This window comes from Streptomyces sp. NBC_01446 (assembly GCF_026340095.1).
GTDB lineage: Bacteria > Actinomycetota > Actinomycetes > Streptomycetales > Streptomycetaceae > Streptomyces > Streptomyces aureus.
The window spans coordinates 5,668,021-5,680,236 of sequence record NZ_JAPEPO010000001.1 but is presented as its reverse complement, the minus strand read 5'-3'; the positions used below and the strand labels follow the sequence as shown (position 1 = coordinate 5,680,236).

Below are 12,216 nucleotides of genomic sequence, written 5' to 3'. Positions count from 1 at the left end.
CGCCAAAGGCCCAGTTGGCGGGGCGTTCAAAGACAGTCCCAAAGACAGGAACTACGACCCCGAGGCCAGTTCCTTGGCCGAAGGCACCTTGTCCTTCACCTCGGCACCCGCGCTCTTGCCCGCGTCCTTCACCGAGTTGATGACGTCGTCGAAGGAGTTGACGACGGAGTCCGTGCCGTCGCCCTTGCGCAGCTTGGACGGCAGGTCCTTCAGCTTGTCGATGCCCGCCGTGAGCGGCGCGACGGCCTTGGAGAGCAGCGGGTCGCCCTTCGCGTTCTTCACGGCCGCCTTCAGCCTGTTGTACGCGAACGCGCCCGCGACACCGGCCTTGACGAGGGCGACCTTGCGCCCACTGGCGCCCTTCTTGAACTTGCCCTTGCGATACGGCTTGATGATCCACTGGTAGGTCGCGCCGGCCGCGAGCCCCGCGTTGGCGACAAAGCGCGTCTTGGCGAACTTCTGCTTCTCGGCGGAGGTGGTGGCGGTCGGCTCCGCCACCGCCGCGGCCACGGTGCTGCCCGACTTCTTGGCCTTGGTGTCGTTGCCGCCGCACGCCGTCCCGCCCACGAGGAGCGCGGAGCTGACGGTGAGCGCCACGACAGCGCGGCGTACGGACAGGGTGGAACCGGTCACGACAAACCTCCAGGGCACGGTGCTTCCGCTCCCTGGCAGCGTCCCCCGGCCCCTAGCACTGCGCGACCCGGGCGAGCCCGTACGGGTTTCACCCGCTGCGGAGCGGTAACCAGTGCTTCATGTCTCCCAGCCAAGCAACGCGAGGCACCAACCAAGCCGCGACGATCGTCATGGTCGTCGCAGACATCCTGGCCGCCATTCTCGGCCTGTGGATCCTGATGTACCTGCTGGAAGCCAACCGTGGCAACGATCTCGTGCAGTTCATCCACGACGCGGCCCTCTGGCTCGCCGGCTGGTCGCACGACCTGTTCACGTTCGACGACGAATGGGCGCGGGTGGTCGCCGGCTACGGCCTGGCGGCGCTGGTGTACCTGTTCGTCGGGCACTTCGTCGCCGGCCGGCTGCGCCGCTACTGAGCGGGGCTCTCCTCGCAGCAGTCCGGTTCGAAGCCCGCCGGGAGGCGGCCGCCGAACACCGAGCAGGTGGCCTCGTCGCCGCCGAGCGCGGCGACGGCGAGCAGCACGGAGCCGGCCGTCCACGCGGTCAGTTCCCTCGGCCAGACAGCCCGGTCGTCGAAGACGTAGCCGGTCCAGTACAGGCCCGACTCCGGGTCGCGCAGGTGCTGGATCGACTGGAGGATCTCCAGAGCGCGGTCGGACTCGCCCACCGCCCACAGGGCGAGGGCGAGTTCGGCGCTCTCGCCCCCGGTGACCCACGGGTTGGGGACGACGCAGCGCACGCCGAGTCCGGGGACGACGAAGCGGTCCCAGGACGCCTGGATGCGCTCCTGGGCCTCTGAGCCGGTGAGGGCGCCGCCGAGGACGGGGTAGTACCAGTCCATCGAGTAGCGGTCCTTGTCGAGGAACCGCTCGGGGTGGCGGCGGATCGCGTGCCGCAGGCTGCCGGCCGCCAACTCCCAGTCGGGCTGGGGCTCTTCGCGCTGTTCGGCGATCGCGAGGGCGCACCGCAGCGCGTGGTGCACGGACGAACTGCCGGTCAGGAGCGCCTCGTCGACGGGTGTCCCGTCCGGCTCGCGCTTCCAGCCGATCTGCCCGCCCGGCTGCTGGAGCCGCAGCACGAACTCCATGGCCGCGTACACGGTGGGCCATATCCGGTCGAGGAAGGCGTCGTCGCCGGTGGAGAGGTAGTGGTGCCAGGCGCCCACGGCGACGTAGGCGACGAAGTTGGTCTCGCGGCCGTGGTCGGTGATGTCACCGGCGTCCCCGTCGGCGTAGGCCGCGTACCAGGAGCCGTCCTCGTTCTGATGGCGGGCGAGCCAGGAGTAGGCGCGTTCGGCGGCGTCGTGCTCGCCGGCCGCGTCGAGGGCCATGGCGGCCTCGGTGTGGTCCCACGGGTCGAGGTGGTGGCCACGGAACCAGGGTATGGCGCCGTCCTCGCGCTGCACGGCGAGGAGCCCGCGGACGGTCGCAGCGGCCTGCTCGGCGGTCAGTACGCCGGGCAGGACGAGGTGTTCGGTCTTCTCCGGGCTCGTCACGCCTCGGCCTTGGGCAGGTGCGGCTTGGTGGCGTAGGCGACGAAGCTCTTGCCGACGACCGGGTTGAGCAGCTGCTCGGTGACGCGGGTGAGCGCCGGCTTCTTCATGATGTCCCAGACCAGGAGCTTGTGGTACGCCCGCACGGGCAGCGCCTTGTCGTTGTCGACGCCGAAGGCGCACTTGAGCCACCAGTACGGCGAGTGCAGGGCGTGCGCGTGATGGGTGCCGTACGGCTTGAGGCCCGCCTCGCGCATCTTGGCGAGGAGTTCGTCCGCCTTGTAGATGCGGATGTGGCCGCCCTCGACCTCGTGGTAGGCGTCGCTGAGGGTCCAGCAGACCTTCTCGGGGCCGTAGCGGGGCACGGTCACGGCGATACGGCCGCCCGGCTTGAGGACGCGGACCATCTCGGCGAGCACGCCCTTGTCGTCGGGGATGTGCTCCATCACCTCGGAGATGATCACGACGTCGAACGAGGCGTCCGGAAAGGGGAGGTTGAGGGCGTCGCCCTCCATGGCGGTGGCCGTGGCGCCCGCGGGGGCTTCACCGGCCTCCTTCATCGCGGCGAACCACTTGGCGACCTCGCGGATCTCCTCGCCGTTCTGGTCGAGGGCCACCACCTGGGCCCCGCGCCGGTAGCACTCGAACGCGTGCCGCCCGGCTCCGCAGCCGAGGTCGAGGACGCGGTCGCCTGCGGCGAGCGGGAAGCGGGTGAAGTCGACGGTCAGCACGTGGCCCTGCTTTCGCGGTCGGATCCTGCACGTTCGAGGGGGGTGGTGGCCGCGGCGCCGGTGGTCCGGGCCGCCGGGCGGGCGATGGACTCGCGGTAGAGCTCGGCGGTGCCGAGCGCGGCGCGGGCCCAGGTGAAGTTCCTCAGTACGCGTTGGCGTCCGGCGGCGCCGAGCCGCGCCCGCAGCCGCGGGTCGTCCAGGAGTCTGCCGAGCGCGGCGGCCAGCGCGCCCGCGTCGCCGGTGGGCACCGCGAGGCAGGTCTCGCCGTCGGGCCCGGCGACCTCGGGGATCGCTCCGCCGGTGGTGGCGACCAGGGGTGTGCCGGTGGCCATGGCCTCCGCGGCGGGCAGCGAGAAGCCCTCGTACAGGGAGGGCACGCAGGCGACCTCCGCCGACCGCACGAGGTCGACGAGTTCGGCGTCGGTGATGCCCTTGACGAAGGAGACGGCGCCTTCGAGGCCGTATTTCTCGATGGCCGCGGCGACGGGCCCGTCCTCGGCGCGCTTGCCGACGACGACGAGGTGGGCGGCCGGGTTCTCGGTGCGGACCTTGGCGAGGGCCTCGACGAGGAAGACGAGCCCCTTGAGGGGGACGTCGGCGCTGGACGTCGTCACGATGCGGCCGGGCACCTCGGCGACCGAGGGGTCCGGCGAGAAGAGGTCGGTGTCGGCACCGATGTGCACGACGCGGATCCGGTCCTGGCGTACGCCGAGGTGGTCGACGATCTCCTGGCGCGAGGTCCCGGAGACGGTGAGCACGGACGGCAGGCGGCGGGCGACGCGCTTCTGCATCCGCGTGAACGCGTACCAGCGGCGTACGGAGGCGCGCCGCTTCCAGTCGGGCGCCGCGTCGATCTCCAGCTGCCGGTCGACGGTGATGGGGTGGTGGATCGTGGTGACGAGGGGGGCGCCGAGCGCGGCGGGCCCGCCCAACAGGCCGTAGCCCAGCGTCTGGTTGTCGTGCACGATGTCGAACTCGCCGCGCCGCGCCCGCAGATGGCGCCGGGCGCGCAGCGAGAACGTGAGGGGTTCGGGGAAGCCGCCGGTCCACATGGTGCCGACCTCCAGCGCGTCCACCCAGTCGCGGTACTCGTCGCGCTTGGGGGTGCGGAACGGGTCGGGGCTGCGGTACAGGTCGAGGCTGGGCAGCTCGGTGAGCCTGAGCCCCTTCAGGTCCTCGCCCTCGTCGAGGACGGGGTAGGGCTGGGAGCCTATGACCTCGACCTGGTGCCCGAGCCGGGCGAGTTCGCGGGACAGATGGCGTACGTAGACGCCCTGTCCGCCGCAGAACGGGTTCCCCTTGTACGTAAGGAGAGCGATACGCAACGGACGGTCACCGTCGGCGGAGGACCCGGCCCGGGGGCTCGCCTCCATGGCCTCAGCGGTCACTCGTGGCCCCCTTCTCGCGGCACGTTCACGCGAGACTACGCGTGGGCGGTAATCTAGAACAAGTTTCAGAGTTGCCGGCCCCTTGATCCTTCAAGGAGCACAGAATCTACCGGCAGGTAGCCTCGCTGCAACGCTCGGATCAGGTGATTCGCGCCACGACGCGCCCCGGCTCCCCTGCCATGATGAGCCTCTCGAAAGCACCGGATTACGGCTTGACAGCCACGGAACGGGACACATGACAGCGGAAGCGAAGACAGCACATCCGGCGTCGCCGCCCCTCACCGAGCGCCAGGAGGCGCGCCGCCGCCGCATCCTGCACGCGAGCGCCCAGCTGGCCAGCCGGGGCGGCTTCGACGCCGTGCAGATGCGCGAGGTCGCCGAGTCCTCGCAGGTCGCTCTCGGCACGCTGTACCGGTACTTCCCGTCCAAGGTGCATCTCCTCGTGGCCACGATGCAGGACCAGCTCCAGCACATGCACGCGACGGTCCGCAAGCGCCCGCCCTCGTCCGACCTGCCCTCGGAGCGGGTCGCGGAGACCCTGATGCGGGCCTTCCGCGCACTCCAGCGCGAGCCGCACCTCGCCGACGCGATGGTGCGCGCCCTCACCTTCGCCGACCGGAGCGTGAGCCCCGAGGTCGACCAGGTCTCGCGGCAGACGACGGCGATCATCCTGGACGCGATGGAGCTGGACGACCCGACCCCGCAGCAACTCTCCGCGGTCCGCGTCATCGAGCACACCTGGCACTCGGCGCTCATCACCTGGCTGTCGGGGCGCGCGTCGATCGCACAGGTGAAGATAGACATCGAGACGGTGTGCCGGCTGATCGACCTCACGACGCCGGACGGCCAGAAGTAGCCGGCAGCGCGGAGTATCTGTGCCCCGGGGCGCGAGCGGCACCGGGGCACAGAAGAGAGCACGCGAAAGACCTACGAGACGGGTTCCCTGCGCCGGCATGGTCCGGATCAGGTGTTAGGGGTCGCCTTCCGGCTCTGCTACTGCCTTCCGGCCTCTCAGCCCTACCGTCGACGTCGGCCACGGCGGATGCCGTTTGCATCACGCCACAGTCGGCTACTCCGGTCGGACTCCCTCACTCGCCTCATAGGCCAATACCAGGATAGACCGCCTGTGTCGTGATGCAACCCACCAAAGGGGATTTTTCTTCAGTCTTCTGGCGGGAAAACCGGCTCCCCGCTGCCCAGCAGCGTGATCATGACGGCTTCCACGGGGCAGCCCTCCGCCGCCGCCAGGATCTTCTCGTTGGCGTCGGCCTCCGCCTCGAGGGGCCGGGACTGCATGCCGGAGTCGAGACGGAAGGCGTCCGGAGCGTGGTGGATGCACTGGGCCGAGCCGATACAGACACCCCGGTCGACCTCCACGTGCCAGCGGTCCCCCATCACGCCTCCCAGCCGGCCGGCAGGTGGATCATCTTGTGCTCCAGGTAGGCGCTGTACCCCTCGGGCCCGAACTCCCTGCCGAGACCGGAGTTCTTGTAACCGCCGAACGGGCCGAGCATGTCGAGACTGAAGGTGTTCACGCTGTACGTGCCGGTGCGCACCTGCCGCGCGACGTCGATGCCGTGCGCGACGTCGGCCGTCCACACGCTGCCGCTGAGCCCGTAGTCGGAGTCGTTGGCGATCTTCAGCGCCTCGGCCTCGTCGCCGTACGGGAGGAGGCAGATGACCGGGCCGAAGATCTCCTCGCGGGCGATGCGCATCGAGTTGTCGACGTCACCGAAGAGGGTCGGCTCCACGTACCAGCCGCGGTCGAGCCCGGGGGGACGGCCGCCGCCGGTGAGGATCTTGGCGCCTTCCTCCTGGCCGATGCGGATGTAGTCGAGGGAGCGGCGCTGCTGGCGCTCGGCGACCAGCGGGCCGACCTGGGTCGCCGGGTCGAGCGGGTCACCGACGACGAGCGCGGCCGCCGCCTCCGTGAGGGCTCCGGCGAACTCGTCGTAGCGCGAGCGGGGCAGGAGGATGCGGGTCTGGGCGACGCAGGCCTGGCCGTTGTTCATCCAGGCGGACTGGACGAGGCCGGGGACGGTCGTCGCGAGGTCCGTGTCCGGCAGGACGACGGCCGCGGACTTGCCGCCGAGTTCGAGGGTGACGTGGGTGAGGTTGCGCGAGGCGACCTCCATGACGCGCCGGCCCGCGGCCACGGATCCGGTGAAGGAGACCTTGTCGACGCCGGGGTGCCCGACGAGGTACTCGCTGACCTCGCGGTCCGCGGGAAGGATGGAGAGGACCCCGTCCGGCAGCCCCGCCTCCTTCGCGATCTCGCCGAGCAGATACGCGTCGAGCGGCGATTCCGGCGACGGCTTGAGGACGACGGTGCAGCCGGCGAGCAGCGCGGGCGCCAGCTTGGCCGCGGCCACGAACTGCGGGACGTTCCAAGGGACCACGGCCGCCACGACGCCGACCGGCTCGCGCCGCACCAGGATCTTCCCGAGCGCGCCGTCGCGCGTCTCCTCGTAACGGAAGTTCTTCGCGACGGTGATCGCGGAGTCCCACACCATCATCGCCCCGAGGGCCTGCGCGAGGACGCTCCATGAGTACGGGGAGCCGTTCTCCGAGGAGATGAGGCGGGCGATCTCCTCGTGCCGTACGGCGATCGCGTCCTTGATCCGGGTGACGACCGCGATCCGCTCGTCGAGCGGGAGCCGCGGCCAGGGGCCCTCGTCGAACGCCCTGCGGGCGGCGGCGACCGCGCGGTCGACATCGGCGGGCGCGGCGTGCGGCACGCGCCCGAAGACCTCGCCGGTGTGCGGGGAGATCACCTCGATGACATCCGTGCCGGACGGCTGCGTCAACTCCCCGCCGATGTAGAGCTGTCCGTGCTCCACGAACTCGTGCTCAAGCCGTTCCTCATGCCCGGCCATGACCGACCGCCTCTCGCGGGAAGTTTTCTGACACTGCATCAGAACCTACGGAAACTGATACCAGTTCCAGTTCCAGGAGTCCACGGATCGGCACGGCGACCGTCACCCAACAAGTCGACCCGGGCGACCATTGGAACAAGTTCTATTACAGTGGCGGGAGTTCGAGGTCGTCGTACGAGAGGTGGGGCCCGATGACGCAGGTGACCGACCACGGTGGAGGCGTCCGGTCCCTTCGGGTGCCCATCCCCGACAACCCGCTCGGCTTCACCCTCGTCCACCTCCTCGACACCGACGGCGGGCCCGTCCTCATCGACACGGGCTGGGACGACCCCGAGTCGTGGGACGCGCTCACCGAGGGCCTCGCCGCCTGCGGCACGAGCGTCGGCGAGGTGACGGGAGTCCTGATCACCCATCACCACCCCGACCATCACGGTCTGTCGGCCAAGGTGCGCGAGGCGTCCGGCGCCTGGATCGCCATGCACGAGGCGGACGTCTCCGTCGTGCGCCGCACCCGCGAGAACCCGCCGGAGCGCTGGTACGCGTTCATGGCCGCCAAGCTCGCCGCGGCCGGCGCCCCCGAGGAGCACATGGCGCCGCTGATCGCCGCCCGCGACTCGGGCAGGGCCCGCAGCCTCCCGGGCCTCGCCCCCGCGCTCCCCGACCGCACCATCACCCCCGGCGACCTGCTCGACCTGCCGGGCCGCCGCCTGCGCGCGATCTGGACGCCCGGCCACACCCCGGGCCATGTCTGCCTGCACCTGGAGGAGGACCACCCCGCCGGACTCGCGGGCAACGGCCGCCTCTTCTCCGGCGACCACCTGCTCCCCGGGATCACCCCGCACATCGGCCTCTACGAGGACCCGGACGACGCCACGGTCACGGATCCGCTCGGCGACTACCTGGACTCGCTGGAGCGCGTCGGCCGCCTGGCCCCCGCCGAGGTGCTCCCGGCCCACCAGCACACATTCACCGACGCCCCCGCCCGCGTACGGGAGCTGCTCGACCACCACGAGGAGCGCCTCACCGGCCTGCTCACCCTGCTCGCCCCCGCCCCGCTCACCCCCTGGCAGCTCGCCGAGCGGATGGAGTGGAACCGGCCCTGGGAACAGATCCCCTACGGCTCGCGCACCATCGCGGTCTCGGAGGCCGAGGCGCACCTGCGCCGGCTGGTGAAACTGGGCCGCGCGGAGGCCGTCGCCGGGAGCGACCCGGTAACTTATGCGCCGGTCTGACCTACGCACTTGACCTGAACTTTACCGGCGTTGCGCGATCTTTACCGGGTGTGCGAAACAGCCTGCCCGGCGGGCCTTCCGCCGCATGGTCCGCGGGTGGCAACAGGCGTAATGTCTGGCATCTCAGAACTGGACCGACGAGGGGGCGGCCACCGATGGCGCCGGACGAGGCCGTGGTCGGCTGTACGGGGAAGCTGGTCATCGCCACGCGCGGAGCCGAGGGCCCGGGCGAGGTACTGGTGCGGGTGCGGGGCGGCAGCGAGACGTTCCTCGCGTGGTCCGACGAACCCCTGGAGCGCGGGGCGACGGTCCTGGTGATCGAATCCCGCGGCACCCGCCAGGTCGTCGTCATGGCCTGGAGCGATCCGTCGCTCGACGAATGGGCCGACGGCTCCGGCGACACGGGGGACGCCCGCTAAGGAGACTGAAGGATGTTCGGATATCGCGTTCCCGCTCCCGATGAGGCGATGCTGATCTCGGGTGGCAGGCGGGGACTTGGGGGAGCGCCGTTCCGGGTCGTGACGGGCCACGGAAAATTCGTCCTGCCCATCTTCCGCAAGACCCGCTTCCTGTCCTTGGCCATGTCCGAGGCCGAGGTCGTCGAGAAGTGCGTGACCCGGCAGGGCATCGCCCTGACCGTGCGCGCCGTCATCGCGTTCAAGGTCGGCAACGACACGGAGTCCATCGTCAACGCCGGCCAGCGGTTCCTGTCCGACCAGGATCAGATGTCGGTCCTGACCGGCCGGATCTTCGCCGGTCACCTGCGCTCCATCATCGGCTCGATGACGGTCGAGGAGATCGTCACGGAGCGGCAGAAGCTCGCCGCCGAGGTGCTCGACACCTCGAAGGCCGAGATGGCGAAGATCGGGCTGATCGTGGACTCGCTCCAGATCCAGTCCATCGACGACGGCAACACCGGCTACATCGACGCGATGTCCGCCCCGCACAAGGCGGCCATCCAGCGGCAGGCCCAGATCGCGCAGGCACAGGCCACCCAGGCCTCGACCCAGGCGCAGCAGGAGGCCCAGCGCAACCAGGCCGAGTACGCGCGGCAGACCGCCGTCGTCCAGGCCGAGTACAAGGCCGAGGTGGACCGCGCGCAGGCGGCGGCCGCCCAGGCGGGGCCGCTGGCCCAGGCGCACGCCGAGCAGGAGGTCCTCGCGGCGCGCACCGAACTGGCCGAGCGGGCCGCCGAACTGCGCCAGCAGCAGCTGGTGGCCGAGGTCGTGAAGCCCGCGGAGGCGGACGCCGAGCGGATCCGCGTGATGGCCATCGCCGAGGCCGAGCGGATGAAGATCCAGGCCGCCGCGGCGGCCTCGTACGACCGGGTCGCGCTCGACCGGATGCTGATCGACCAGCTGCCGCAGATCGTGAAGGAGGCGGCCGGCGGCCTCAAGGGCGCCAACGTGAACGTGCTCAACGGCGCGGACGGCCTCGGTGAGATCGCGGCCGGACTCGTCGGCCAGGGTCTGACCATCCTGGACTCGGTCCGCCGCAACCTGGGCACACCGGACGGCGACGCCAAGAAGAGCGGTGGCGAGAGGGAGATCCAGCGGTACCTGGGGGCGGCGTCGAGCCCGGTGGACGGCCGCGACGGCGGCGACGACGGGCCGGTCGACATCCGCTGAGCCCTGTCGCCGCCGGCAGGCGCACTCGTCCCGGAGGGCCGGGGCAGGCTTCGGTCCGCCCCGGCCCTTCGGGCGCCCCGGGGGACGCCACCTACGGGCCGGTACAGTGGGCGGGTCGTCATCATGCGCGCACGGGGGGAAGCCGGTGCGAATCCGGCGCTGACCCCGCAACCGTGAACCACGTAGGTGGTGAGCCGGACTGCCCCGTGCGGCGCGTGACCGGCTCGTGTCATCGGCCCCCGCCGGTGGCCGGCACCGTCGAGGCATACGGAGCCGGAGCCGCCCGGTGCCCGCGTGTGCCGTGCCGCCCGGCTCCCCGCAGGGAGAGGCACCCGCCCCACCATGAACATTCGCCGCAGCGCCGCGCTCGTGGCGGCCACCGCCGTCATCGGCATGGCCACCGCCCCGGCCGCCCTCGCGGACGGCTCCGCGCCCTCCGCGTCCCCTTCGGTGGCGATCCCCTCCGGGCTCTACGGGAAGGCCGACCCGACGTACGACGGTGTCTGGCGGCAGTCGCTCTCGCTGCTCGCCCAGCACACGACCGGTGTGAAGCCCGCGGCGAAGGCCGTGGACTGGCTGACCGGGCAGCAGTGCGCGAACGGCGGGTTCGCCGCGTTCCGCGCCGACACGGGCAAGGCGTGCGACGCCAAGACGCCTCTCGACTCCAACAGCACGGGCGCCGCGGTGCAGGCGCTCGCCGCGCTCGGCGGGCACGACGCCGAGGTCGGCAAGGCCGTGAAGTGGCTGGAGTCGGTGCGGGGCGACGACGGCGGCTGGGGCTACAACCCGGGCGGCGCGAGTGACGCGAACTCCACGTCCGTGGTGATCGGCGCGCTCGCCGCGGCCGGCGAGAAGGTGACGTCGGCGCAGACCGCGCTCGTCAAGCTGTCCATCCCGTGCGGCAAGGACGGCGGGGGCGCGTTCGCGTACCAGCCGGACAAGAAGGGGAAGCTCGCGGCCAATGCGGACGCGACGGCGGCCGGTGTGCTCGGCGGCCTCGGCAAGGGCCTCGCCGCAGACGGCGCGAAGCAGGCCGGGACCCCGTCCTGCGAGGGCTCGGGCACCCCCGACGCGGCGCAGGCCGCGCAGAACGGCTCCGCCTACCTGACCGAGGCGCTGGCCAAGGACCACCACCTCATGTCGTCGATGCCGGGCGCCAAGGACCAGCCGGACTACGGCAACACGGCCGACGCGGTCACCGCGCTCTCGGCCGCGGGCCACGGCGACCAGGCCGCCCCCGCGCTGAGCTGGCTGGAGAAGAACGCCACGCAGTGGGCCGCGCAGAGCGGTCCCGCCGCCTACGCCCAGCTCGTCCTCGCCTCGCACGCGGCCGGCGCCGACCCCCGTGACTTCGGCGGCACCGACCTCGTGAAGGCCCTGAACGCGACCGGTCCCGCGCCCTCCTCCACGAAGGCCGCGGCCGACAAGAAGAAGGACGAGAAGAAGGACGACGGCGGCATCAGCGTCTGGTACGTCGTCGCCGTCGCGGCCGTCGCCGGCATCGGCATCGGCTTCCTGTTCAGCGGCCGCAAGAAGCAGCAGCTGTGACCACGTGCCGGCGCCGCGGTCCGGCCGTCACCGTCCTCGGACTGCTGGGCGTGCTGTGCGCGCTCCTTGCGGGGGCGGGCCAGGCGCAGGCCACCGGCTATCGCTACTGGTCGTTCTGGGACCGCGACGGCTCCGCGTGGGTGTACGCCTCGCAGGGCCCGTCGACGGCCCGTCCGTCGGACGGTGACGTACAGGGGTTCCGGTTCTCCGTGAGCGAGGACTCGCAGGACTCGGCGAAGCCGCGCGGGGCCGCGTCCTTCGACTCCATCTGCGCGGCTACGCCGGCGCGGGGCGGCGAGAAGCGGGTCGCGCTCGTCATCGACTTCGGCACGGCGCAGGACGCGCCGTCCGGTGAGGCGCCGCCGAAGCCGCGTACGGCGTGCGCGCGCGTCTCGGACGACGCGACCAGCGCGGAGGCCCTCGCCGCCGTCGCCAAGCCGCTGCGCTACAACAACCAGGCGCTGCTGTGCTCCATCGCCGGCTACCCGAAGACGGGCTGCGGCGAGCAGGTGTCTTCCTCGAAGGGCAGCGCGTCCAAGGGCACCGAGTCCAAGGACACCGGGAAGGACAGCGCGCCGGCCCCCGACGACGGTGGCCCCTCCGTCGGCCTGATCGCGGGCGGCACCGCCGTCGTCGTGCTCGGCGCGGCCGCGGTCTGGCAGGCCCGCCGCCGGCGCGGCTGACGGAC

Annotated in this window: 13 protein-coding genes and 2 riboswitches; of the genes, 7 read left to right on the top strand and 6 right to left on the bottom strand. The window is 71.5% G+C overall.

What is annotated here, in order from left to right; translation table 11 throughout:
* Window positions 1-51: 51 nt before the first annotated feature.
* Entirely contained in the window at window positions 52-633 is a 582-nt protein-coding gene (locus OG456_RS25415) for a hypothetical protein (RefSeq protein ID WP_266564767.1), read from the bottom strand.
* A gap of 119 nt (window positions 634-752) precedes the next feature.
* Here OG456_RS25415 and OG456_RS25410 point away from each other — a divergent pair, with 119 nt between their 5' ends.
* Window positions 753-1,049, top strand: a complete 297-nt coding sequence (locus OG456_RS25410; protein WP_266564765.1) for a hypothetical protein — start codon at window positions 753-755, stop codon at window positions 1,047-1,049.
* On the opposite strand, the gene OG456_RS25405 is transcribed toward OG456_RS25410, so the two are convergent.
* Genes OG456_RS25405 through OG456_RS25395 form a run of 3 tightly spaced genes read right to left on the bottom strand, consistent with a single transcriptional unit; the run spans window position 1,043 to window position 4,244 of the window.
* Window positions 1,043-2,128, bottom strand: a complete 1,086-nt coding sequence (locus OG456_RS25405) for a prenyltransferase (RefSeq protein WP_266564763.1) — start codon at window positions 2,126-2,128, stop codon at window positions 1,043-1,045. The genes OG456_RS25410 and OG456_RS25405 overlap by 7 nt on opposite strands.
* Window positions 2,125-2,856: a class I SAM-dependent methyltransferase gene (locus tag OG456_RS25400; protein ID WP_266564762.1), complete on the bottom strand. Its 732-nt coding sequence runs from the start codon at window positions 2,854-2,856 to the stop codon at window positions 2,125-2,127. The genes OG456_RS25405 and OG456_RS25400 overlap by 4 nt, the downstream gene beginning before the upstream one ends.
* A complete protein-coding gene (locus tag OG456_RS25395; protein WP_266564761.1) occupies window positions 2,850-4,244 on the bottom strand; it encodes a glycosyltransferase family 4 protein in 1,395 nt (464 codons plus the stop codon). The genes OG456_RS25400 and OG456_RS25395 overlap by 7 nt, the downstream gene beginning before the upstream one ends.
* Window positions 4,245-4,479: 235 nt before the next feature.
* On the opposite strand from OG456_RS25395, the gene OG456_RS25390 reads away from it, so the two are divergent.
* A complete protein-coding gene (locus tag OG456_RS25390) occupies window positions 4,480-5,100 on the top strand; it encodes a TetR family transcriptional regulator (protein WP_266564759.1) in 621 nt (206 codons plus the stop codon).
* A gap of 67 nt (window positions 5,101-5,167) precedes the next feature.
* Window positions 5,168-5,344, bottom strand: a riboswitch (TPP riboswitch).
* A 61-nt stretch (window positions 5,345-5,405) separates the two neighbouring features.
* Here OG456_RS25390 and OG456_RS25385 read toward each other — a convergent pair.
* Both OG456_RS25385 and OG456_RS25380 read right to left on the bottom strand, forming a co-directional pair.
* Window positions 5,406-5,639 carry a ferredoxin gene (locus tag OG456_RS25385; protein ID WP_266564757.1) on the bottom strand — a complete coding sequence of 78 codons (234 nt, stop codon included), beginning with the start codon at window positions 5,637-5,639 and terminating at the stop codon, window positions 5,406-5,408.
* Window positions 5,639-7,120 (bottom strand): aldehyde dehydrogenase, encoded by a 1,482-nt coding sequence (locus OG456_RS25380; protein WP_266564755.1) that lies wholly within the window; start codon window positions 7,118-7,120, stop codon window positions 5,639-5,641. Before OG456_RS25380 ends, OG456_RS25385 begins: the two co-directional genes overlap by 1 nt.
* A 191-nt stretch (window positions 7,121-7,311) precedes the next feature.
* Here OG456_RS25380 and OG456_RS25375 point away from each other — a divergent pair, with 191 nt between their 5' ends.
* The 5 genes from OG456_RS25375 (at window position 7,312) to OG456_RS25355 (ending at window position 12,211) form a co-directional block, all read left to right on the top strand.
* Complete coding sequence (locus OG456_RS25375; RefSeq protein WP_266564753.1) at window positions 7,312-8,352, top strand: MBL fold metallo-hydrolase; 1,041 nt, start codon at window positions 7,312-7,314, stop codon at window positions 8,350-8,352.
* A gap of 155 nt (window positions 8,353-8,507) precedes the next feature.
* Window positions 8,508-8,771 (top strand): hypothetical protein, encoded by a 264-nt coding sequence (locus OG456_RS25370; RefSeq protein WP_227294445.1) that lies wholly within the window; start codon window positions 8,508-8,510, stop codon window positions 8,769-8,771.
* 12 nt (window positions 8,772-8,783) lie between these two features.
* A complete protein-coding gene (locus OG456_RS25365) occupies window positions 8,784-9,980 on the top strand; it encodes a flotillin family protein (RefSeq protein WP_266564749.1) in 1,197 nt (398 codons plus the stop codon).
* A 135-nt stretch (window positions 9,981-10,115) separates the two neighbouring features.
* Window positions 10,116-10,185, top strand: a riboswitch (cobalamin riboswitch).
* Between the two features lie 137 nt (window positions 10,186-10,322).
* Window positions 10,323-11,528 (top strand): prenyltransferase/squalene oxidase repeat-containing protein, encoded by a 1,206-nt coding sequence (locus OG456_RS25360; RefSeq protein ID WP_266564747.1) that lies wholly within the window; start codon window positions 10,323-10,325, stop codon window positions 11,526-11,528.
* A gap of 41 nt (window positions 11,529-11,569) precedes the next feature.
* Window positions 11,570-12,211 (top strand): SCO2322 family protein, encoded by a 642-nt coding sequence (locus OG456_RS25355; protein WP_266569423.1) that lies wholly within the window; start codon window positions 11,570-11,572, stop codon window positions 12,209-12,211.
* The last annotated feature ends 5 nt before the right edge of the window (window positions 12,212-12,216 follow it).